Genomic DNA, 23,016 nt, shown 5'->3' with positions numbered 1-23,016 from the left:
ATTTTTGTTTTTTAGACTTCATGATGGAAAGTGCTGGTCACTTCACTCTGAATGGTAAATTTTTGACTAAGTAAAGCGACTAACTGGTCGTAATACGACATGTTCGGTTTATTACCTAATAGTCGACAAAGCTCATTCCCTGTAGGACTGAAACGATAATAAAGCAAGCGTATACCTTTTCCCGATGGCTGCAATGCGAGGTTCTTTCCTTGATAAGCCAAACTCAATGGGGGATCCATTTCTATTTCCCCTGATTCTAATTCTGTGGCGTGCAGTAGACCTAGTTCAATCAGGACCAATAGGCTTGAGTAAGGGATATTGAAGTTACCAATATTGACGGTTACGGTCGAATCCCGTTTACCTAACCGGAATATACTGCCATTTTGCGCTCGTACACCAAAAAGAAGTTTAAGGCTATGATCGCTGCCAAAACTACACGAAAGTGCTGCAGCGCGCTGAAGGATCTGTGCTTCTTTCGGCGTCATGTCCTGTAATATTTTCAGTGCCTTCATTGAAGTAAAGCCCGGATTAGTCACTTCTCGTTTCAATACCTGAGCCCACAGTCGTTGCATTGAGGAGTTGTGAATATCTTGGGCCATGTCAAAAAAGCGATGCAACCAATCTTGATCAGGATCGCCAGCCGTTTCGTTGTGACAAGAGACATGTGCCAATTTAATGATCTTTTCTAAATTACGCTGCCTTTCTTCACGGCGTTTTCTTTCCCGTTTTATCGCTCTTTCATAAGGCGTGTGTTTAGGCTTTTCGTCTTGTAATAGCGCGTCTAAGCCTTGCTGATGCGCAATATTCAGAATACGGCTTGCACTGTCTTTCACATAGGTACTTTTCTTTTCATTACCTGAGTGATTGGCGCTTTCCTCATGTTCGATAACGACTGGATTTTTCGGCGTTGACATGGTGTTCCTGAAACGGTGAAAAAAGGTTCATAGAGTAAAATGTACCCGTTTATTGCTAGATGAGCTAGTAAAAGTCTGGAGTAGAGTGCACAAATTTGCGCTACCTAATATGCTAATAATTTGTTAAAATTGTTGCCTATCTCAGAGGTGTGTAAATGAAAAACCAGAAAACATTGAGATTTAAGAGGCACCTAGTCATTGGCGTAATCATCGCAGCTTATGTTGCTCTTTTAATTTACTTATCCAGCTATCTCGATTAATACCAATCTTTTTTCTCCAGTAATTGCGCAATATTGGTTCACTAGTTTCACAGTCATTTTTACTGCGCTGATTGGTATTAATCGTAGGTTAAATCAAAATGCTAACTCTAGTTAATCGAGGTTTCTTCTTCGCCATCTTCATAAATAGAGATTGTTGTTCCTTCCAATGTATAACCTGTCTGGCCAAGTTCTAAGTCAGTCGATTCTGTTTTGAGTTTTCCCGTCACATAAACGACATCCCACAACTCTTGAACTGCTGCTCCTTGCGGAAATTTTACATAAATAATTTGGTTGGGCGGTGGTGGTGGCACATGGATACAAGCACCAAAGTAAGGCACCAGCAAAAACTCGGTAATTTGATTTTCATCTCCCTCTAACGGAATGACAAATCCGGGGATTTTCACCACGCTGCCATTTAATTCTTTGCGAACTCCGCCCAATTTAGATTGAGCCGCAGGCGCATTTCCGTTGTGGTTTGTTACTGGCATACCTTGTTTATCGAAGAGTGCTCGCTCACTTTGAGGAATTAAATCTATCCAATCTAGAGTAAGCGCATCTTCGGCATACGCACAGCTCGGAAGCCATATAAGGCAAAGTAAGGCGCGTATAAAAAGCGATTTGGTCATTCTGTTTCCTATAATCTGATGGTCATGCCATCACTGAGAGATTGACGATAAGCTCGCAGAGCTGGAATAACACCAATGATGATTCCTGCGAGTTGAATATAAGCGATAAGGTGCCACTCGTAGTTGCTGATGCCTGTAAAATCGATCACGATGCCGTAGCTTTGTTCTATGAGCGGACTGACGATGGTTAACAGTGCATAGAGGAGTAATAATCCCAGCAGAATTCCGGTAAAAGTGAGCAGGCTTGCTTCACTGATTAGCAGGGCAAAAATATGTTTTGGCCTTGCTCCCATCGCTCGCAGTATTGCCATCTCACGTCGTCTTTCTTGCAAGCTCGTCAGCAAGCTACTTAACATTCCGAGTAAGCCCGCAATAACGACAAAGGCGGATATTGTTGTTAGGGCTTGTTCTGCAACAGACATCATGCTCCATAGTTCGTGTAACGCAACGCCGGGCATGATTGCACTCAATGGTTCTTGTCGATAATTATTAACGGTTCTCTGTAAAGCGAAGGTCTGAATTTTTGATTTCAAACCGATTAGCATGGCTGTGATTTGTTGTGGTGCGAAACTATGCTGTTTGAGGGTATTTGCACTCGGTGTTGCGCCAATATGCGCTCCTGATTCCCACCCCACATGAATGGCTTCAATAGCAGGTAATGACACATGGACGGTTTTATCTACCGGAGTTCCGGTTGGCTTCAATATCCCGACCACAGTAAAAGGTAAGTTGTCGTGACGGCTAAAACCCACATCACTTATGCCATGCGCGATAATAATTTTACTGCCTATTTGATAGCCGAGCTTTTTAGCAACGTCTGAGCCGATAACTGTGTCAAATAGCCCTTTAAACGGTTTACCTGCTTGAAAAGTTAGTGGTTGCTTACGTCCATAGCGATAATACGCAAAATAATCTTGATTGGTTCCCATTACTCGGAAGCCTCGGTGAGAATCGCCCAAAGAGATAGGAATAGCCCAGCTTACCGCTTTGTGGTGAGCAAATTTTTGGAAGCTTTGCCAATCAATGTTATTGGTCGCATTACCGATACGAAAGACGGAGTAGAGCAGTAGATTGACCTGGCCTGAGCGAGCGCCGATGATAAGGTCTGTGCCTGAAATCGTATTTGCAAAACTCGCTTTAGCTTGAGTTCGTATTCGTTCTACTCCCAGCAATAAGACGACAGATATTGCGACCGTTAGAACAACAAGTAGTGCCGTCGTTTTGCGGTTTAAGACACTCTTCCACGCTAAATTAAAGATAACTTTCATTGTGTTCCTCCTGCTCGATTTAAATCAGGTAAGTACACACTTCGGTTAAATCGCTTTTCTAAAGTAGGATCATGACTGACAAAAATAAGTGTTGAGTTTACGCGGTCAGATTCATCTAGCAGGAGGTCAATAAAAGTACTGCGCGTATCGAAATCAAGAGCCGATGTCGGTTCATCAGCAATAATTAAACTAGGTTCTCCAATCAAGGCTCGCGCGGCAGCAACCCGTTGTTGTTGACCGATACTGAGCTCAATCACCGGTTTGTTTAATAATGATTCAGGTATTTTCAATCTAGAGAGTAGTTGGTATGCACTACGCTCTGGGGATTCTTTTAATCTGGCTTTGCGCTGTGATGACAATTGGCAAGGTAAGGTGACATTTTCGATCACGGAAAGATAAGGAAGTAAGTTAAATTGCTGAAAAATATACCCGATGTTATCGGCTCGAAATTTATCTCGTTGGCTGGCTCGTAGCTGTGTTAATTCCTGTTGTAACACGTTTACTGTTCCCTGAGTCGCTTGAGTAATTCCGGTCAGCAACCCAAGTAACGTTGATTTACCACAACCACTTGGCCCTTTTATAAATAAGTGCTCACCAGCTGCTACTGACAAAGTCTCAATCTCTAATGTATTACGGGAGGCTTTTGGCCATTGAAAATGAACGCTGTTAAGTTCAATTACTGCCGATGAGTTTACAGTTTGGTCGACGCTCATCATAAATCCTTCTATCCATAGGAGGTAAGTGGGCACTTACCTCCTAAAGTCACTTATAGAGATATAATGTGACGTTCTGGTGTGAGTTCTAGTGAGGTTTGGCGTTTGTCCGTGAACACGTTGACGTCCAACTCTTGAGTGTTGGAAAAGTGCTTAAACCAATGTGTTTCGAGTGTATTCAATTGTTCAATGTGGTCACAACGGAACTGATATTGTGCATTGAAAGCCCCATGTTCATGATGTTCTTCTTCGTGCTCATGGTGCTGGCTATGCTCTTCATGCTCATGCTCATGCTCATGCTCATGCTCATGCTCATGCTCATGCTCATGCTCATGCTCATGCTCATGCTCGTCATGGTCGTGATCTTCATCGCCAACACTGGTCGTGACCAATACGTCGATACTTTTACATCCGGCGGCATGGCTTAAGGAAAACAACTGCCCAGAGTCGTTTAATAGCGCTAGCGCTTGTTCAATCTTTTTATGTTGTTCTGCATTAGTCGGCTCATGTTCAAAGCCAACGACATCGACGCCAGGGGCATCGATTTCGATTAATAGGTCTTGACCATCCTGAGCAATATTTAATTCGACATGCCCATGTACATGCGCTTCATGTTGGGTAAATTCTTCATTTGCCATAGCGGTAGAGGCTAGGGCTGCAGATAGCGTTAAGCTTAATAGTGATTTGGTAAACATCGACAACTCCAAATAATAAAAATAGTAGTGAATTTAAATTGGAGAGTTGTAAGGTGGTGACCGAGCCTGACGAGTAATGGCGATAAAACGCAAGGGTAAGTCACGCTCTAAAGGTGAGTTTATCGTGTGAGGTTGCCAAATCGGCAGAGCTGGAACGTGGGGAAGTAGCGCAGTATTTACATGGTGGTAATGTTGACACATATGATGGTGATGTGACACATCATAATCTGTTTCATGGGCTACGAAAGCCACGCTCATCCATAGAACACAAATCGCCATTGCCAACGATGCTAATGACTTCAGACTTATTGTGGTGAATGGTGCAACAGTTAGCCTCATTGGTTACCAAAATTTAAACACTGCGAGTAAATATGTTATAGCATAACAAAGTGGCAATAAGGCTAGCTAAGATTAATTGATACTATTAATAAATTGTTACGAATGAAGCTCAACTTGGACTAAATGAAGAACATGCTCTATTTCATCTTGAGAGAGTTTGCCTTCGTGTGTGTATAAAATTTTGCCATTCTTATCTTGAACAATAATGGCAGAACTTTCGGGCTTTAAGTGCCATCGAGCGGCGACTTGACCATTTTCATCAAGCACGATTGATGACCATGGGTACTCTTTCTTCGCACTAATCGCTGAAGATTTTACAAAAGAGCCTGTTCCCCAAATCGAATCATCTTGATTAACGATCGTAGTCGTTTGATAACGGTTGGAGTCGAATTCTGCTTTAGTAATGGCCTGCATCAGTCGGGCATTCATTGCTTTGGCACTACTTCGCCCAGCAATTGCTTGGATGATACGAACTTTTCCTACCATTTGACTGCTCGACCAAGGTGCAAAGGTGATTTTATTATGATGCCAAAAAATCTCGCCTTGATGTTGCACTTTCACTGCAGGTACAGAGTGACCGATTTTTAAATTGTGTGCTTGCGAGGTAAAAGTAATCACGCTCAATAATAGAGCAATAGGAACAAATAGCTTCATAGCAATCCTTACATTTTAAGTCATTAGCGTGTTGCTAAATGGCGACGTTTAGCTGAGGCCGTTGATCAAACTGAGTACGGTGAAAGCGGTGCACCCTAACATATTTTTGGCATGAATGATCAAACTGAAAAATGGGATAGCCATAGTTGGAGTAGAGCCTGCTGGAGATCAATCTCCAGCAGGGAAAACGCGCGTTTAGCCTTGTAGACTAGGAGGGAAGCAAACACCTGTACCGCCTAATCCGCAGTAACCTTCTGGGTTCTTGGCGAGGTATTGTTGGTGGTAAGTTTCTGCATAGTAGTAAGGTTGTGCTGGTTCGATAATCGTGGTGATGTTGTTCATCTCATTATCAGACAGCAGTGCTTGATAAGCCTGTTTTGTTTCTTCAGCAGCCGCTTTTTGCTCTTCTGTGAAATAGTAAATAGCAGAACGGTATTGCGTACCTAAATCACCGCCTTGACGCATGCCTTGAGTAGGATCGTGTTTTTCCCAAAAGTAGGTCAATAGCTCTTTTATTGGTAGGGCGGCTTTGTCGTAAATAACGCGAACGACTTCGGCATGGCCGGTTTTACCGGTGCAGACTTCTTCATAGGTTGGATTTGGTGTAAAGCCACCTGAGTAACCTACTGAAGTAGAAATAACGCCATCAAGTTGCCAGAACAGACGTTCGACTCCCCAGAAGCAACCCATACCAATCAGAATTTGTTCCTGACCTTCCGTTGGTTCTGCCGTCATGCTGGTTTGATTGACGTAGTGAGTGCCTTCGATTGCCATTGGGGTTGAACGACCTGGTAATGCGGTTTCCGCAGTGATCATTTCTTGTTTATTGAGCATAGTGATTCCTTTGTTGTTGGCGCTGACCGAGACTCTCTTTTAGAGACTTATTCGATATTTGACTGTTTCCGTACAGACGAGGTTATCGTTTCACTGTATGATTATTAGCTAACGACATAGAACCTGCTGAACATGATTTCCCTTAATTAAGCATGAGACGAACATCTTTTCCAGCGTTTATCAGCGCAATGCTATTTTCTGCTTCTTCTTTCGCCAATGTCGATTTAGACATCCAGGGAATCGATGGTTCCCTTGAGAAGAATGTACAGGCGTATTTATCTTCTATTCCTAAAGAAGACTATTCCACTAAATTACGTTTTCAGTCTCAAGTTAAGCAAGACATCATTGAGGCCTTGAATGCACTTGGTTACTACCATCCTGCGGTCAGTTTTGAGGTGGAAGGTGACGATAAATTAATTGCGACGGTGAGTCCGGGCGTTGTCACTAAGATCGCCAAAGTGGATGTTGAAATCACGGGTGAAGCAGACAGCGATAAAGATTTTCAAAATCTTATTCGCCAGTCTGGATTGAAGGTGGGCGATCCTTTAGATCACAGCAAATACGACAAGCTAAAAAGTAATATCAGTAACTTAGCGTTACGCAAAGGTTACTTTAATGGCAAATTCACCAAAAATCAGTTAGGTGTTTCTCCCGAATTAAATCAAGCATTTATACAACTGCATTTTGCCAGTGGTATTCGTTATCAATTTGGCTCGACGACCATCACTGGTAACCAAATTGAAACGGACCGTGTCGCTTCGCTACAGCCATACAAAGAGGGTGACCCATACGATGTATCGAAAGTTGGGCAATTTAATCAGGCGCTTTCAACAACAGAATGGTTCTCATCGGTATTAGTTGAGCCGGACTTATCAAACCTAGATAAAAGCCGAAAATTACCAATGAATGTTTCTTTGGCTCCGCAGGCGCGTAATCAACTCGAAACTGGGATAGGTTATTCAACTGATGTCGGAGTGAAAGGGACGTTGACATGGAAAAAGCCTTGGGTAAACAAATACGGCCACAGTTTTAATAGTAGTTTTTCTATTTCAGAGCCTGAGCAGGTCATCACACTAAGTTATAAGATTCCTCTCGAAGATGTCTTACATCAGTACTATCGTATTGCATATGGTATGAAGCATGTCGATAGTCTCGACACCAAAAGCTTAGAATCTAATTTAGCTATAGAACGTCACTGGTTAATGGATGATGGCTGGCATCGAACTGTTTTTGCTCGTTATTTGGTTGAAAACTATGAACAGGGTGAATTAGATGATATTGGTCGCTTCGTGCTGCCAGGGGTGACTTATACTCGAACCCGAACGCGAATTAAAAACTCAGTCATTATGTGGGGTGATAAAGAATCGATCACTTTAGAATATGGCGATCCTTCTTTGTTCTCTGAGACCCAAGTTTTTCGAGTGCAGGCTGGAACCTCTTGGATTCGTAGTTATGGGCAAAACCATCGTGGGATCATTCGTCTTGATGGTGGAGCTAACCTTGCTCAAGATTTTGATAAAATTTCCCCTTCTTTACGTTTCTTTGCTGGTGGTGATAACAGCATTCGTGGTTACGAATATGAATCCATTTCTCCTGAAGACTCTAGTGGGTCACTAGCGGGAGCCAAATATCTAGCCACCGGATCGTTAGAGTATCAATATCGAATTACGGGAAATTGGTGGGGCGCTTTATTTGTTGATGGTGGTGATGCTTTTGACACCCTGCCAAATTGGAAAACAGGTACGGGATTTGGTGTTCGTTGGATCTCACCTGTTGGACCTTTACGTCTCGATTTTGCGTGGGGGCTTAATAAAGATCCTGGCGATCAATTCCGTATTCACTTTACGCTAGGCCCTGAATTATGATCCATATTGCGTTGAAATGGACCAAGTTGGTCTCGCTGTTTTTAACTGCATTACTGCTAATTACTGCCGTTTTTGTTGGTTCTTTACTGTTTAGTCATTCAGGCTTGAAAACGATTCTTGTTGCTGTTCAGAGCTGGGTTCCTCAATTAACAATTAAGGGCTCATCTGGCGCCTTATACCCCAGTTTTACCTTAAAAGGTGTGCGCTATAACAATCCTGATTTGGGGATAGATGTTACAGCTGATTCATTGAGTTTAGGCATCAAAGGCCACTGCTTACTTGAGCCCGCAATTTGCTTGCGTACAGTAAAAACGACTGGATTACATCTTACTCTTCGTTCGACAGAGCCATCAGCAGAGGATACTTCCGCTGATTCTGGTTCTGTCACTGGCATTGCTACGCCAATCCCTCTGTATATTCCGTTATTGATCGCAGATGATACCGAACTTGATATTCATGGAACCAAACTGAATTGGCAGCATCTTGAAACACGAGCTTCGATGCGAGGTAATCGAATTGAGTTGGGGAAAACATTGTGGCAGAGCGTGCAATTACAATTGGCTAAATCTGAGGCTAAGCCGCAAGGACAGGCTCCGAAAAAAGCGCAATCAAACAAGCAGGTTTCGCCAATCACATTGCCCGAGATAACCATACCGGTGGATATCGATGTTGAACAATTTGATGTGCATGATTTTACCTTGGTGCAAGATTCCCCCGTTATTGTTCGTCATCTTGGTTTAAAAGGTTCTGCGTATAACCATGATGTGACGATTAAGCAGTTGAATGTCAATATGCCGCAAGGCAAAGCCAATCTGTATGGGCAGGCGACATTAAGTGGTGGTTATCCTCTTAATTTAAACTTAGACACGACGCTTAATTTGAAAGAGTTTGCTGGGCAACGCATTCAATTAACAGCTAACGGCAGCGTGGCGAATCTAACCATGCAAGCTCAGTTGTCTGGACAAGCGAAAGCTCGATTACAGGGGCAGTTAAAAACCTTAGAGCCTAATATGCCATTTGCTCTTCATGTCACTCAGGTGGATGCACAATGGCCGCTTCGGGGAGAGGCAGACTACCAACTTAAGTCTCCTGATTTGGTTGCGCAAGGAAATCTGCAGCAATATCGTATTGCTCTGCAAGGGTCAGCTTCAGGCAAGGCGATCCCTACGACGCACTTTAATCTTCAAGGGAAAGGCTCATTGCATGATATCCAGCTTTCTTCCTTGGCTTTAGATACATTGGGCGGTCATATATCAGGTACTGCTGCGGCTAACTGGCAAGGTCTGGTGAATTGGCAAGCGAATGTCGATATGCAAGATATCCAGCCAGGCAAGCAATGGCCACAAGCCCAAGGAAATATCAGTGGTCATGTTGAAACTTCAGGGTCTTTAACTGAGCAAGGTGGTTGGCAAATTCAGTTACCGAAGTTAAGTGTTGATGGGGAAGTTCGAGATTATCCATTACACGTTGCTGGGCAGCTAACGGCCAGTGATGCTAGCGCGAGTAGTCAGGTTAAAGTTAAGACACAAGGCATAACACTTGCCCACGGGCTAAATAAAATTACAGCTCATGGCACGCTTGATGATGTGTGGAATTTGGATGTGGCCGTTCATGTTCCCGACTTAAGTAAATCTTTGCCCGATGCACAAGGCAATATTGAAGGAACGCTGCAATTTCGTGGTCAAGCAAAACAACCTGATATTCAATTATCGGTTGCTGGTAAGCAAATCCACTGGCAAAAGTTAGTCGATATTGATCAGGTTTCTCTTACAGGTTCTGTATCACCTTTGGTTGAGCCCACCTTAGATTTGGTGGTTCAAGGCGAGAATATTCGTTATCAACAAGAAAAAATCAGCCGAGTGACCATAAAAGCGCAAGGTTCAGAGCTCAAACATCATGTATCGCTAGATCTGACTGCACCTGACCCTAAATTGAGTACTCACTTGGCTGTCTCTGGTAAGTTGACGCAAAAACCAACCATTAAATGGCAAGGGCAAATTGACCAATGGAGTATCACTTCTCCGCAAGGGCGTTGGGCTATTAACAAAGCAACGGCGTTAAGCTTAGACGTCGCGCAGCAAACGGCACACATTGCAGCGCATTGCTGGCAGCAGGGAGACGCTTCGATTTGTCTTGATAAGGATGCGTCACTTGGAAAAAGCGGTGCTGTGAATGTATCGATTCATCAGCTTAACTTTGCTCAAATTGATGGTTTTTTACCCCAAGAGACTCGTGTTAAAGGTGTTGCCGATATGTCGGTCACCGCTAAATGGTCCAAAGATCACCCACCACAAGTGAAGGCAACTGCTACAGTAAGCAAAGGCCAATTGACTCAGGAGTTAACGAATCCACTTGTTATTCATTGGGATAAGGTCTCAGTGAATAGTGAATTACGTGGCAATAAATTAACTGCAGATTGGTCTATCGATGTGACGAATAATGGTGATCTGACTGGGAATATTATGATTCCAGATGTCACCCAAGCACAGAGACAGATGCAGGGACATCTTAAACTCACTCCGCTTAATATCGATTTCCTCGCGAATCAATTTGGTGACTACAGTAAAGTTGCCGCTCATATTGATACGGATTTATCCTTTAAAGGTGAAATGTTGCATCCTCAAGTTCAGGGGCAACTGAATGTGAAACAAATAGGCGTGAGTGGGGATGTGACGCCCGTTGAAGTAAAATCTGGCGATATTCAAATTGGTTTCTCAGGTTATCAAGCTCAATTGCGTTCAGATATAGAAACGCAGGATGGCAAGCTGCAATTAACCGGAAATGCGGATTGGGCCGATATGGACAAATGGGCAGTCAATGCCCACGTTGGTGCTCAATCTCTATTAGTTGATATGCCACCAATGGTTGAAGCGAAAGTCGTTCCAGATTTATCTTTATCTCTCAAACCCAAATTGGCCTCAATAACGGGGAATATAAAACTACCTTGGGGGCGTGTAACCGTTGAAGAATTACCACCAAGTGCTGTCAGTGTGTCGAAAGATCAAGTCATACTGAATAAAGATCTGAAACCGGTAGATAAGACCAATCGATTCCCATTTGAAATACAAACGGCAGTCTCAATTGATATTGGTGACGATTTTCTTTTGGATGCGTTTGGTTTGAAAGCCGGATTAATTGGTCACCTAAATGTCTCGCAAAAGGACAAAGGCCCGTTTGTGACCGGTGAAGTTAATTTAGAAGACGGTACTTACACCTCTTTTGGTCAAGATTTGATTATTAAAGAAGGTAAGATCTTGATGAATGGGCCGGTTGATCAGCCTTATTTATCGATCAATGCGATCCGTAATCCAGATAATACTGAAGATGATGTGACGGCGGGAATAAAAGTGACGGGTCCAGTCGATGAACCAAAAGTTAGCGTCTATTCTGATCCTAGTATGCCTCAAGCAAATGCCTTGTCTTATCTCTTAAGAGGTCAAGATATCGATGGAGAAGGTGGAGGAAACTCCATGACTACGACATTGATCGGTTTAAGTCTTGCACAAAGTGGTAAGCTGGTGGGTGAGCTTGGTGAAGCTGTAGGCGTTCAAGATTTGCAGCTCGATACGTCAGGATCGGGCGATGATTCTCAAGTGACCGTCAGTGGTTATATTTTACCTGGTCTACAGGTGAAATATGGTGTGGGAATCTTTAACTCTGTGGGCGAGTTTACAGTACGTTATCGGTTAATGAAGGATTTGTATGTCGAAGCGGTATCAGGGTTAACCAGCGCGGTTGATATTCTGTATCAGTTCGAATTTGACTAAGGAGAGCGCTGTGCAACATCTTGTTTTTGTTTATGGCACCCTACGCCAAGGGGAGTGTAATCACTCGTATTTGGTTAATAGCCAATTGCTTGGGCATTTTGAAACCAAAGCAGAGTTCGCCTTATACGATTTGGGTCCATATCCTGGGTTAGTCGAGGGACATCACACCATAAGAGGTGAAGTTTATATGGTTGATGATGCGACACTAGCTAAGCTAGATGAGCTGGAAGATGTTCCCGTAGAGTATCGACGTGAACTTATTGCGACCACGTTTGGTGATGCTTGGATTTATATCTATCAAGATAGTGATCATCTTGATACGTTAATTGAATCTGGTGATTGGTGTCAGCGCGTGTAAATTATCTGTAATTAATTGTGTCGTTAGTAAGAGTGATCTTGATTCCACTTCTATACTGAAGGCGGCGATTCAGGATAGGAGAACGCACGTGAAATACTACTTACTACTTGCAGGATTGTTGGCAGGATGTAGCTCGCAGGCACCAATGTCTGATGATTCAAACGCTTGGCAAAATTATGGGTTTGAACAAGGTAAGACGGGTCAAATCGAACTGACCATAGCAGAGTTAAAAGAGCAGAGTGAACATGCGATAACAGATACCTTATATACCTCATACCGAGATGGGTATGTTGCTGGTGTCCAACAATATTGTAGCCAAGACCCTTATGAGCTTGGTATTCGTCATCGTCCGTATCGTGGCGTTTGTGATGATATGAATCCTAATTTTGGTGACCGCTATCGTCAAGGTGATGCTTGGGATGACGGTATAATGATGGATTAACTCAGGTATTTAACAAGAAAAGCCAGCATCAGCTGGCTTTTTTATATTTGAGCGTGTGGTTCTCAAATCTGGATTAATAATCTGAATCTGGATATTTTTCTAAGAACTCATGAACCGTATTCATCATGTTGGTTGAGCCAATGAATAATGGTACACGTTGGTGTAGCTCAGTCGGTTTTAGATCTAAGATACGGGTTTTTCCATCGGTAGCTTGGCCGCCAGCTTGTTCGATCAAAAATGCCATTGGATTACATTCATACAACAAGCGGAGTTTACCTTGAGGATGGCTTTGTGTACTAGGGTAAAGATAGACGCCACCTTTGAGTAGGTTACGGTGGAAATCTGCTACAAGAGAACCAATATAACGTGAAGTGTATGGACGATTATCTTCTGGAACATTTTCTTGGCAATACTTGATGTATTTCTTCACACCTTGCGGGAAACGAATGTAGTTTCCTTCATTGATCGAATAAATCTTGCCATCTTTTGGAATCGTCATGTTTTCATGGGATAAACAGAACGTACCAATGGATGGATCATACGTAAAGCCATTGACACCGTTACCCGTGGTGTAGACCAGCATGGTTGAAGAACCATAGACAACATAGCCAGCAGCAACCTGTTTATTACCAGGTTGTAGGAAATCTTCCTGAGTAGGAGGTGAGCCAACTGGAGAAACACGGCGATAAATGGTAAATATGGTACCAACAGAGACATTGACATCAATGTTGCTTGAGCCATCGAGAGGATCCATTAACACAACGTATTTAGCATTACGGTTGAGTTCTTTGCTAAATACAATCGCTTCATCTTCTTCTTCACTACACACGCCGCAGACTTGGTCTCGCGCTTCTAGAGCCGCTTTAAATTTTTCATTCGCAAAAGCGTCGAGCTTTTGCTGCTCTTCACCTTGGACATTATCAACGCCTGTTGAACCTGTGATATCCACCAAACCGGCTTTGTTAATTTCACGGTTAACAATTTTTGCCGCGAGACGGATGGAGGCTAACAGTGAAGACAATTCTCCACTTGCGTGAGGAAAGTCATGTTGCTTTTCAACAATGAATTCCCCGAGTGTACGCAATTCAGACATGTCTTTTCCTTATTTTGTCTTTTTAGAGTTTTCCATGCTTGATTTAGTGACTGACAACTTAATAACACAAGCACTTACTGCGATTTTAGAGTGCTTTACTTATTACGAGTACTGAAGTAATTGCTTTAGGTCTCAAATTAGCAATGGTAACGAGGAAAATGACATTGTCCTGATAAAGCTTGACTCGCTTTTACGGATTGAATGAGGATAATGGGCGAGCAAGACGTTACCTCTTAATAAACAACATACTCTTTTTGTAAGGCACATATCTATGCATATTCATATCTTGGGCATCTGCGGCACCTTTATGGGAGGGATGGCAATGTTAGCGCGCCAGTCAGGACATAAGGTGACGGGTAGTGATGCCAATGTATATCCGCCGATGAGTACGATGCTTGAATCTCAAGGTATTGAAATAATAGAAGGTTTCGATCCAAAACAATTAGAGCCACAACCTGATTTGGTAGTAATTGGTAATGCAATGAGTCGTGGTAATCCCTGCGTTGAATATGTACTGAATCACAATCTACGTTATACCTCTGGACCGCAATGGTTACAGGAACACTTACTGTATGACCGTTGGGTATTAGCTGTGGCTGGTACACATGGTAAAACAACGACTTCTAGCATGTTAGCTTGGATTCTCGAAGATTGTGGTTATCAGCCAGGATTTTTGGTTGGAGGTGTGCTGGGGAACTTTGGTGTCTCGGCTCGTATGGGTGAAAGCATGTTTTTTGTGGTTGAAGCCGACGAATATGACAGTGCTTTTTTCGATAAGCGTTCTAAGTTTGTCCACTATCATCCTCGCACATTGGTCATGAATAATCTTGAGTTTGATCATGCCGATATTTTTGATGATCTGGAAGCGATCAAGCGCCAATTTCACCATTTAGTCCGTACTGTTCCTGGCAATGGTCGTATTTTTACACCACGCCAAGATGAAGCATTACATGATGTATTAGAGCGTGGTTGTTGGAGTGAAACGGAGTTTCTGGGTGATAACGATCAGTGGAATGGCGTAAAACAGACCGCGGATGCCAGTCAGTTCGATGTTCTATTCGAAGGCCAAGTTGTCGGGCATGTGAAATGGGATTTGGTCGGCGATCATAATATGCATAACGCGCTAATGGCGATAGCGGCAGCGCGGCATGTGGGAGTGACTCCTGACTTAGCGTGTGAGTCTTTGGCTAAATTTGTAAATACCAAACGTCGCTTAGAGCTAAAAGGCGAGGTTAGAGGTATCACTGTTTATGATGATTTTGCTCATCACCCAACTGCGATAGCGCTGACTTTAGGCGGTTTACGTAACAAAGTTGGCCAACAGCGTATTTTGGCTGTACTTGAGCCCCGTTCTGCGACCATGAAGTTAGGTGTTCATAAAGAAACTTTAGCTCGTTCGTTATCGGTCGCTGATGAAGTGTTTTTATTCCAACCCAATAACATTCCTTGGTCGGTGCAAGACGTTGCCGATCACTGTGATCAAAAAGCGATCGTAAAAGACGATATTGATAGTTTAGTTGCGGCGATCGTACAAGAAGCTCAACCGGGTGACCAGATTTTGGTGATGAGTAATGGTGGTTTTGGTGGTATTCACGACAAGCTACTTAAGGCATTAGCTAAGTAACTCTTTCACTGGATGTTGATGGTGATTCATCGCCATGGTCAACCCCACAAAAATCGCGTTTATCATTCACAACATTGTAGCTTCTTTAGCTAATTCGCTTTACAATTTGCGGCACTCATCGGGGAGCCAACCGCGTTAGCGGCGCTGAGATCGGAAGATATCCGGGACCCGTTAATCACATCTTAGTGATTAAACACCTGAACCAGATAATGCTGGCGTAGGAATTGAGTGCGGCTGTCAAAATCGAACTTCTGATTCTTCTCATCCACCTCAAGCCTGTGCCGCTCATCATACTAGGAGAGCGAGCCTTGAAATTACTATCTAAAACAAAACGACTAAACCCACCTTCTGTTTCTTTATCTCACTTACTGTCTCTGACCGTTTTAAGTTCCGCAATGCTGTCTAGCTCTGTATGGGCAAAAACAGAGACACTCACTGTATATACCTATGATTCATTTACATCAGAGTGGGGGCCAGGCCCAGCGATGAAAAAAGGGTTTGAGAGTCAATGTGGGTGTGAGCTGAAATTTGTCCCCTTAGAAGATGGCGTCTCGATTCTTAACCGATTGCGTCTAGAAGGCTCACATAGCAAAGCCGATGTGGTTTTAGGATTGGATAATAATCTGATTACTGAAGCACAAAAAACCGGCTTATTTACTTCATCTAACGTTGATGTAACCAAATTGCAAGTGCCCAACGGATGGACAAATACCACTTTCGTTCCTTACGATTACGGCTATTTTGCCTTTGTCTATAACAAGAAAAAACTTACCAATCCTCCACACTCTTTACGTGAAATGGTAGATAAAAGTAACGATCTTACTATTATCTATCAAGATCCTCGCACATCGACTCCCGGTCAAGGTTTATTGCTGTGGGTAAAATCGGTCTATGGCGATAAGGCACCACAAGCATGGCAACGTTTGGCGAAAAAAACCGTTACTGTGACAAAAGGGTGGTCAGAAGCTTATTCGATGTTCTTAAAAGGGGAGTCGGATATGGTGTTGTCATACACAACGTCTCCGGCTTACCACGTGATTGCTGAAAACAATCATGATTACGCAACGGCAGATTTTGCCGAAGGAAATTACTTACAAGTGGAAGTGGCTGCGAAGGTGAAAGGATCACCGCACTCTCAATTAGCCGATCAATTCTTATCTTATATGGTTAGCCATTCATTCCAAAAAGAGATTCCAACAACGAACTGGATGTATCCAGTGGTGGCAACTCAGTTACCTCAAGGCTTCCAACAACTAGATAAACCGAAACACGCATTGGAATTTTCTCCTGAGCAAGTGGCCGCACATCGCAAAGCTTGGATTCGAGAATGGCAACATGCGGTTGCATTTTAAGGAGCCGTGTTGAATAAAATTCCCAAATTAGGCCTCATTGTTGGGGCTTTTGTGGTGCTATTTGTGTTGTCTGCCGTGGTCTCGTTACTGCGGCAAGCACCTCTGGGTTATACCAGTGATGCAATTTGGCATGATTCCTACTATTTGTATGTGACTTGGTTTAGTTTCTATCAAGCGTGCTTATCGACAGCAATTAGCTTAGTACTCGCTATTCCCGTAGCGTTAGCATTATATCGTCGCCAGTTTTGGGGGCGAAATGTCCTGTTAAAGCTCTTTAGTATGACACTAGTCTTACCCGTGCTCGTTGCTGTTTTTGGTTTACTCGCCATCTACGGACGGAGTGGATGGTTGACTGAATTAGGCATCACGATGCCATTTCAAATCTACGGGTTGGGTGGGATTTTGTTGGCCCACGTGTTTTTTAACTTACCCTATTCCAGCCGATTAATTTTGCAAAGCTTGCAAGAGATACCTGAGGATCAGCATAAGTTATGTGCTCACCTTGGTATGTCGCATTGGCAGAAGTTTCGTTGGGTAGAATGGCATCGGGTTCGCCAGCAATTGCCTCATATCGGTGGGTTAGTCTTTATGCTTTGCTTTACCAGCTTTGCTGCGGTAATGGCATTGGGAGGTGGCCCTAAATCCACCACGATTGAACTCGCTATCTATCAGGCAATTAAATATGATTTTGACCTGCAAACTGGTGCCTTATTAGCCATTTGGCAGATGATACTCTGCTCTTCACTGTACTTTTTACTCCATTACTTTGCTCGTTTGGAGCCTGTTGCAAATGGCGCTATTCACTCCAGTATGCAGTGGTTGCGAGATGGCTGGAGAATGAAAGTTTGGGATGGTGTGTGGATTGTCCTTGTCGCATTATTGGTGATGCCACCTTTAGTGATGGTGGTTGTGAGTGGCATAAATGATCAACTATTTTCAGTGCTGACAACCTCAGCGTATTGGCAAGCTCTTGGGACATCAGTTCGTGTCGCTTTATTGGCAAGTATCACTGCTTGTATCTCTGGATTGGCGATTTTACTTTCCAGTCGGGCGCTACGCTTACAAGCAAAAAATGGTCAAGCCAATGGGTTGGAATTAATCGGTACTATCATTCTCGTGACTCCAGGGTTGGTGATCAGTACTGGGTTATTTTTGTTACTGCGTCAATGGATAGATGTTTTTAGTCATGCCTATTGGGTGGTTGTGTTGGTTAATGCACTGATGGCTTTACCTTATGTCATTAAGAGTTTAAGTCAGCCGTTACTGCATATTGAGCAACAATATCGCTTTTTATGTGCGAGTTTGGGAATGAAAGGTTGGCAGCGTTTACGTATGGTAGAGATGAAAGCATTGAAAGTGCCGCTGGCCCAAGCGTTTAGTTTGAGCTTTCTACTTTCAATGGGCGATCTCAGTGCTATTGCTCTGTTTGGTAATGAAGACTTTCGTACCTTGCCTTTGTATTTGTATCAGTTGCTGGGCTCTTATCAGATGAAAGCGGCTGCGGTAGTTTCTTTAACCCTTCTGCTATTTAGTGTAGGGGTGTTTTACTTAGTCGAAAAACTATTTACGTGGAAAAAACGGAGTCGAGCATGTTAGTCCTTGATGGTGTGAAATATGAGTACCAACAAGAGTGGTTCGAATTTGATTTAACAATGCAGCAAGGCAGTATTCTTGCGCTTATGGGACCAAGTGGTTCTGGAAAGTCGACCTTACTTAGTCTTGTCGCAGGATTTATTGACCCGAACTTTGGTTCGATTTCGTTTCAAGGAGAAGAATTAGTCGGGCTTGCTCCTTATCAACGGCCTTTTGCAATGCTGTTTCAAGAACACAATTTATTTGCACACCTAACCATTCGGCAAAATATTGGTTTGGGATTACATCCTGGGCTGAAATTGAATGCAAAGCAGCAACAGCAAGTGGAAGAAGCGGCTGAGCAAGTGGGGCTAGCTCATGTGCTTGATCGTATGCCTGAGCATTTATCTGGTGGCCAACGGCAGAGAGTAGGGTTGGCAAGATGTTTTGTTCAGTCGCATCCCGTATGGTTATTAGATGAACCGTTTTCAGCATTAGACCCAGTACTTCGCGAAGAGATGTTGGGATTAGTTCATCGTTTAGCGAGAGAGCGTGGTGCGAGTGTATTGATGGTGACGCATCATGTATCAGATGCGCAGACTATTGCGACTGATTTTGCCTATATGGCAGAAGGCAGTGTAAAAATCACAGCGCCAATCGACCAATTGAATAGCCAGCATCCCAATACAGAATTAGCGGCATTTGTTCGTGCAGGCAGTTGAGGTCTGAGGGGAACATAAAAAAGCCAGATAATGATATCTGGCTTTGTGATTTAAAACTCTTCGTCGTTCAAATCTTTTAAGGTTTGAAAGATTTCACGAGCTGCTTTTGGTGTCTTTGACTGCTCTTTTTCTTTACGTGCTTGACGAGCAAGTTGGCGTAAACGTTGACGATCGGCAGCAGGATACATCTCCAATACATCAGCAATAGCATCATCACCATCCGCAATAACACGATCACGTAGCTCTTCGAGCTTATGCAATACGGCGGTATTTTGAGAGTGTTTATTACGGAATTTATCCAAAGCTGCTTGAATTGGCTCTGGATCGATATTGCGCATTACTTTCCCAACATACTGAAGTTGACGGCGGCGCGCTTCGTTTTTAAAACGCTGCGCATCACGGATCGCTTCAGCAAGTTCGTCTGGTAGAGGAAATTTTTCAAGTACGCTTGGTTTTAATGCAACGAGCTCTTCACCAAGTTCTTGCAGTTCAAGCATGTCATTTTTCATCTCGGTTTTACTTACCCAGATGATCTCTTCTTCCTCTTCCCAAGGAGCTTTTTGGTTTTTACGGGCCATTTTCATCACTATATGAGTTAGCTATGTCAGCTATTTTAGCAAGAATCATGGGGAGAAAGCGAAATTCTTGTTATCCTATCGTTACGATGCCTAAAAGTTTGGGAAAAATATGGATGTAAAACAGCAAGTCGCTGCGCAGCGTGTGGAACTCGAAGCCGCTGTTGCTAAAGCGTTAGATATGGCCTCACAGAGTGCTGATGCCGCTGAAGTTGCCATTTCAAAAAGTACAGGCCTAAGCGTTTCTACCCGTATGTGTGAGGTAGAAAATGTGGAGTTTAATAGCGATGGTGCTCTTGGCATTACCGTATATCGTGGTCAGCGGAAGGGGAGTGCATCGACTTCAGATTTAAGTGAGAAGGCGATTCAACAAACGGTTCAAGCCGCCTTGGACATTGCTCATTTCACTTCTGAAGATCCATGTGCTGGCCCTGCACCAAAAGAATTTATGGTCAAAGATATTCCTGATTTGGACTTGTTCCACCCGGATATCCCTGACCCAGATAAAGCGGCACAAATCGCTATTGAAGCGGAAAAAGTGGCGTTGGATTACAGTGACAAAATTAAGCAAAGTGATGGAGCGAGTTATGATAGCCATTATGGTATCCGTGTTTACGGTAATAGCCATGGTTTGTTAGCTAGCTATCCATCAAGTCGTCATAGCACCAGCTGTTGCGTGATAGGCCAAGGTCAAAATGGCGAGATGGAACGTGATTACAGCTATACTGTTGCGCGTCACAAAGATGACCTTTGGGCACCAAGTCTTGTTGGTGAAAAAGCTGCGGAAAAAACTGTAAGTCGCCTTGATGCTCAGAAGGTCAAAACGGGCCATTATCCAGTGCTGTTTGCCAACGATGTTGCAACAGGTTTGATGGGGCATTTGGTCATGGCCATCAGTGGTGGCAATCTATACCGTAAGTCATCATTCTTAGTCGATCATCTAGGAAAACAAGTGCTACCGGATTGGTTTAATGTGCAAGAGCGCCCACATATTCTGCGTGGTTTAGCATCGAGCCCATTTGACAGTGAAGGCGTGGCAACGCAAGATCTAGACATCATTACTGACGGTACTTTGGCTACTTATCTTCTTACAAGCTATGCGGCGCGGAAGATGAATATGTCTCCGACTGGTCACGCTGGTGGTATTCACAATTGGTTTGTAAAATCGACGGGTCAAAACTTTGAGCAACTGCTTAAAGAGCTTGGTACGGGGCTACTTGTAACTGAGGTGATGGGGCAAGGCGTCAACATCGTTACTGGTGATTATTCACGCGGTGCCGCAGGGTTCTGGGTCGAAAATGGTGAAATTCAATATCCTGTTTCTGGTTTTACGGTAGCAAGTAACCTTAAAGATATGTTTAAAGGATTTGTTGCTGTGGGTTCTGATATTGAAATGCGTTCACAGATTCAAACGGGTTCAATCTTGATTGATAAGATGAAGATTGCCGGTGAGTAATTTGTGTTGAACTCATGAAAATGCCGAACCAGAGGTTCGGCATTTTTGTTTTGAGTCGTTAAGCAACGAAAGGCTTTAATGAATCATAAATGTGGCTAGACCAAGGAATGCTGAGAGTCCCACAACATCTGTAACGGTCGTTAACGCCATTCCTCCTGCCAGTGCAGGATCGATATTGATTTTCTTCAGCACCATAGGAATGACTACCCCAGCAATACCTGCCACAAACAGGTTAGTTAACATCGCTACTGAAATAATAATGCCTAGTTCGACCTCACCTTTCCATATCACAATGATTAAACCAATTAACACTGCCCACAATACGCCGTTGAGTAAGCCGATAGCCGCTTCTTTTAGCAGTAATTCCCGTTTGTTACTTTGACCGATATGACCTAGAGCTAAACCGCGAATAACGAGAGCAACTGTTTGGTTACCAGCAACCCCACCCATTGATGGTACGATTGTCATTAACACTGCCACTGATGCCATCGCTTGTAGAGTCCCTTCAAACATATTCGAGACGGAAGCTGCAGCTAATGCAGCTAATACATTCGCACCCAGCCAGATACTCCGCTTACGAGCGGATTGAAAAACGGGGGCAAAGGTATCTTCATCGTCATCCAAACCCGCCATACTCATCATAGAGTGCTCAGCATCTTCACGAATAACGTCAACAACGTCATCGATAGTGATACGACCGACCAGAATTTGGTGTTCATCGACGACAGGGGCTGAGACCCAATTACGCCGCTCAAACAAGCTAGCGACATCGGAATCTTTCGTATCGACTTTGATTGCTTCGTCGGCATCATCCATGACTTCACTGACCGGGGTATCAGGTTGGGTCGTTAAAAGGGTTGTCAGTGATAAATGGCCAATTAGCTTGTTTTCATTGTCGACCACATATAGCGCATCCGTGGCTTCAGGCAATTCCCCCCGCATACGCAAATAACGTAAGACAACATCAACATCGACGTCACCACGAATGGTAATTACGTCGGTGTTCATTAAGCCACCAGCAGTGTCTTCAGGATAGGATAGGGCGGTTTCAACTCTTAGCCTATCCGCGGTATCCATTTGTGCTAAAACTTCACGAGAGAGATCATCTGGCAAACTACGTAATACGTAGGCCACATCATCGGTATCCATCCCTTCGGTTGCTTCGGCCAATTTCTCCGGAGCCATTTTAGAGACTAAGGCGTCTTTTACATCCTCTGCTAGCTCATCGAGGATTTCACCATAATCTTCAGGGTCAGTTAATTGCCATAAAACTTCACGGGCTTTACGTGGCGACGCTTCTAAGAGGACTGCAATATCCTCAGGTTCCATGTCCTGCAATTGGCGACGAACATGAACAAAACGACCGTTGTCTAAAGCCTGAGTAATTTCATGGAGGGTTTGGTGAGCTTGATCAAATTCTATTTGCTCTGCCATTGGTGCCCCCTAACGCTCTAAAAGTGATAACTTGCAGAATAGTAACTTAATTTTTCTTGTTCTTTTAATATTATCTTAGTTTGGTGAATTGTTTATATTCACTCACAACATCTTAATATTAATACTTTGCAAGTTGGATTGATTTGGATTTTTCGGACGCACTTATTCCGCTTCGTCAAACTTACCTTCGATAAGATGACAAGCAGCATCCAGTGCTTGTTCGGCTTGCGAGCCAGAAGACGATATTGTGATATGTTGCCCTTGAGCAGACTCCAGCATCAATAAACCTATTACTGTATCAGCGGTTGCTTCTTTACCATCTTGCCCTTGTATTGTTAATACGGCATCAAAGGATTGTGCGAGTTCTACGAGTTTTACTGCAGCACGGGCATGAAGGCCAAGCTTATTCTGAATTAATACAGTACGGCTCAGTTCTGGCATAGAGTTTTCCTT

General features: G+C 43.5%; 21 protein-coding genes. 9 read left to right on the top strand and 12 right to left on the bottom strand.

Going from position 1 to position 23,016, the window contains the following annotated elements; translation table 11 throughout:
* Positions 1-11: 11 nt before the first annotated feature.
* The 8 genes from I1A42_RS14590 to msrA all read right to left on the bottom strand — a co-directional run bounded on the left by I1A42_RS14590 (position 12) and on the right by msrA (position 6,303).
* A complete protein-coding gene (locus I1A42_RS14590; RefSeq protein ID WP_196123907.1) occupies positions 12-914 on the bottom strand; it encodes a TIGR03899 family protein in 903 nt (300 codons plus the stop codon).
* Between the two features lie 367 nt (positions 915-1,281).
* The gene (locus I1A42_RS14585; RefSeq protein ID WP_196123906.1) at positions 1,282-1,800 is read right to left on the bottom strand and encodes a DUF3299 domain-containing protein; all 519 of its coding nucleotides are present in this window, start codon (positions 1,798-1,800) and stop codon (positions 1,282-1,284) included.
* 8 nt (positions 1,801-1,808) lie between these two features.
* Entirely contained in the window at positions 1,809-3,068 is a 1,260-nt protein-coding gene (locus tag I1A42_RS14580) for an ABC transporter permease (RefSeq protein WP_196123905.1), read from the bottom strand.
* Positions 3,065-3,781, bottom strand: a complete 717-nt coding sequence (locus tag I1A42_RS14575; RefSeq protein ID WP_196124075.1) for an ABC transporter ATP-binding protein — start codon at positions 3,779-3,781, stop codon at positions 3,065-3,067. The genes I1A42_RS14580 and I1A42_RS14575 overlap by 4 nt, the downstream gene beginning before the upstream one ends.
* A gap of 53 nt (positions 3,782-3,834) precedes the next feature.
* Positions 3,835-4,476: a zinc uptake protein ZrgA gene (gene zrgA / locus I1A42_RS14570; protein WP_196123904.1), complete on the bottom strand. Its 642-nt coding sequence runs from the start codon at positions 4,474-4,476 to the stop codon at positions 3,835-3,837.
* Positions 4,477-4,509: 33 nt separating this feature from the next.
* Positions 4,510-4,815 carry a DUF2607 family protein gene (locus I1A42_RS14565; RefSeq protein ID WP_161153674.1) on the bottom strand — a complete coding sequence of 102 codons (306 nt, stop codon included), beginning with the start codon at positions 4,813-4,815 and terminating at the stop codon, positions 4,510-4,512.
* 96 nt (positions 4,816-4,911) lie between these two features.
* On the bottom strand, positions 4,912-5,469 hold the full coding sequence (locus I1A42_RS14560; protein WP_161153675.1) for a YtfJ family protein: 558 nt from the start codon (positions 5,467-5,469) through the stop codon (positions 4,912-4,914).
* Between the two features lie 195 nt (positions 5,470-5,664).
* Positions 5,665-6,303 carry a peptide-methionine (S)-S-oxide reductase MsrA gene (gene msrA / locus I1A42_RS14555; RefSeq protein WP_196123903.1) on the bottom strand — a complete coding sequence of 213 codons (639 nt, stop codon included), beginning with the start codon at positions 6,301-6,303 and terminating at the stop codon, positions 5,665-5,667.
* Between the two features lie 152 nt (positions 6,304-6,455).
* On the opposite strand from msrA, the gene tamA reads away from it, so the two are divergent.
* The 4 genes from tamA to I1A42_RS14535 all read left to right on the top strand — a co-directional run bounded on the left by tamA (position 6,456) and on the right by I1A42_RS14535 (position 12,735).
* Positions 6,456-8,168 (top strand): autotransporter assembly complex protein TamA, encoded by a 1,713-nt coding sequence (gene tamA, locus I1A42_RS14550; protein ID WP_196123902.1) that lies wholly within the window; start codon positions 6,456-6,458, stop codon positions 8,166-8,168.
* Entirely contained in the window at positions 8,165-11,935 is a 3,771-nt protein-coding gene (gene tamB, locus I1A42_RS14545) for an autotransporter assembly complex protein TamB (RefSeq protein WP_196123901.1), read from the top strand. The genes tamA and tamB overlap by 4 nt, the downstream gene beginning before the upstream one ends.
* Before the next feature lie 10 nt (positions 11,936-11,945).
* Positions 11,946-12,293 (top strand): gamma-glutamylcyclotransferase family protein, encoded by a 348-nt coding sequence (locus I1A42_RS14540; protein WP_161153679.1) that lies wholly within the window; start codon positions 11,946-11,948, stop codon positions 12,291-12,293.
* Positions 12,294-12,381: 88 nt separating this feature from the next.
* Entirely contained in the window at positions 12,382-12,735 is a 354-nt protein-coding gene (locus tag I1A42_RS14535) for a DUF2799 domain-containing protein (RefSeq protein WP_161153680.1), read from the top strand.
* A 73-nt stretch (positions 12,736-12,808) separates the two neighbouring features.
* Here the strand turns inward: I1A42_RS14535 and fbp are convergent, their stop codons facing one another.
* On the bottom strand, positions 12,809-13,828 hold the full coding sequence (gene fbp / locus I1A42_RS14530) for a class 1 fructose-bisphosphatase (RefSeq protein WP_161153681.1): 1,020 nt from the start codon (positions 13,826-13,828) through the stop codon (positions 12,809-12,811).
* Positions 13,829-14,099: 271 nt separating this feature from the next.
* Here fbp and mpl point away from each other — a divergent pair, with 271 nt between their 5' ends.
* The 4 genes from mpl (at position 14,100) to thiQ (ending at position 19,098) form a co-directional block, all read left to right on the top strand.
* Positions 14,100-15,452 (top strand): UDP-N-acetylmuramate:L-alanyl-gamma-D-glutamyl-meso-diaminopimelate ligase, encoded by a 1,353-nt coding sequence (gene mpl, locus I1A42_RS14525; protein WP_161153682.1) that lies wholly within the window; start codon positions 14,100-14,102, stop codon positions 15,450-15,452.
* Positions 15,453-15,847: 395 nt separating this feature from the next.
* The gene (gene thiB / locus I1A42_RS14520; RefSeq protein ID WP_161153732.1) at positions 15,848-16,804 is read left to right on the top strand and encodes a thiamine ABC transporter substrate binding subunit; all 957 of its coding nucleotides are present in this window, start codon (positions 15,848-15,850) and stop codon (positions 16,802-16,804) included.
* 9 nt (positions 16,805-16,813) lie between these two features.
* Positions 16,814-18,400, top strand: a complete 1,587-nt coding sequence (gene thiP, locus I1A42_RS14515; protein WP_196123900.1) for a thiamine/thiamine pyrophosphate ABC transporter permease ThiP — start codon at positions 16,814-16,816, stop codon at positions 18,398-18,400.
* Positions 18,394-19,098 (top strand): thiamine ABC transporter ATP-binding protein, encoded by a 705-nt coding sequence (gene thiQ, locus I1A42_RS14510; RefSeq protein WP_161153684.1) that lies wholly within the window; start codon positions 18,394-18,396, stop codon positions 19,096-19,098. Before thiP ends, thiQ begins: the two co-directional genes overlap by 7 nt.
* Positions 19,099-19,148: 50 nt before the next feature.
* Here thiQ and yjgA read toward each other — a convergent pair whose 3' ends face one another.
* The gene (gene yjgA / locus I1A42_RS14505) at positions 19,149-19,676 is read right to left on the bottom strand and encodes a ribosome biogenesis factor YjgA (protein ID WP_161153685.1); all 528 of its coding nucleotides are present in this window, start codon (positions 19,674-19,676) and stop codon (positions 19,149-19,151) included.
* A 109-nt stretch (positions 19,677-19,785) separates the two neighbouring features.
* On the opposite strand from yjgA, the gene pmbA reads away from it, so the two are divergent.
* Complete coding sequence (gene pmbA / locus I1A42_RS14500; RefSeq protein ID WP_161153686.1) at positions 19,786-21,129, top strand: metalloprotease PmbA; 1,344 nt, start codon at positions 19,786-19,788, stop codon at positions 21,127-21,129.
* 75 nt (positions 21,130-21,204) lie between these two features.
* Here the strand turns inward: pmbA and mgtE are convergent, their stop codons facing one another.
* Positions 21,205-22,563, bottom strand: a complete 1,359-nt coding sequence (mgtE, locus tag I1A42_RS14495) for a magnesium transporter (protein WP_161153687.1) — start codon at positions 22,561-22,563, stop codon at positions 21,205-21,207.
* 162 nt (positions 22,564-22,725) lie between these two features.
* Complete coding sequence (locus tag I1A42_RS14490) at positions 22,726-23,004, bottom strand: HPr family phosphocarrier protein (RefSeq protein WP_161153688.1); 279 nt, start codon at positions 23,002-23,004, stop codon at positions 22,726-22,728.
* Positions 23,005-23,016 lie beyond the last annotated feature (12 nt).

Origin of the sequence: Vibrio nitrifigilis, assembly GCF_015686695.1 — a bacterium.
GTDB classification, from domain to species: Bacteria; Pseudomonadota; Gammaproteobacteria; order Enterobacterales; family Vibrionaceae; genus Vibrio; species Vibrio nitrifigilis.
The sequence above is the reverse complement of the archived record's forward strand: the minus strand, read 5'-3'. Positions and strand labels throughout refer to the sequence as shown.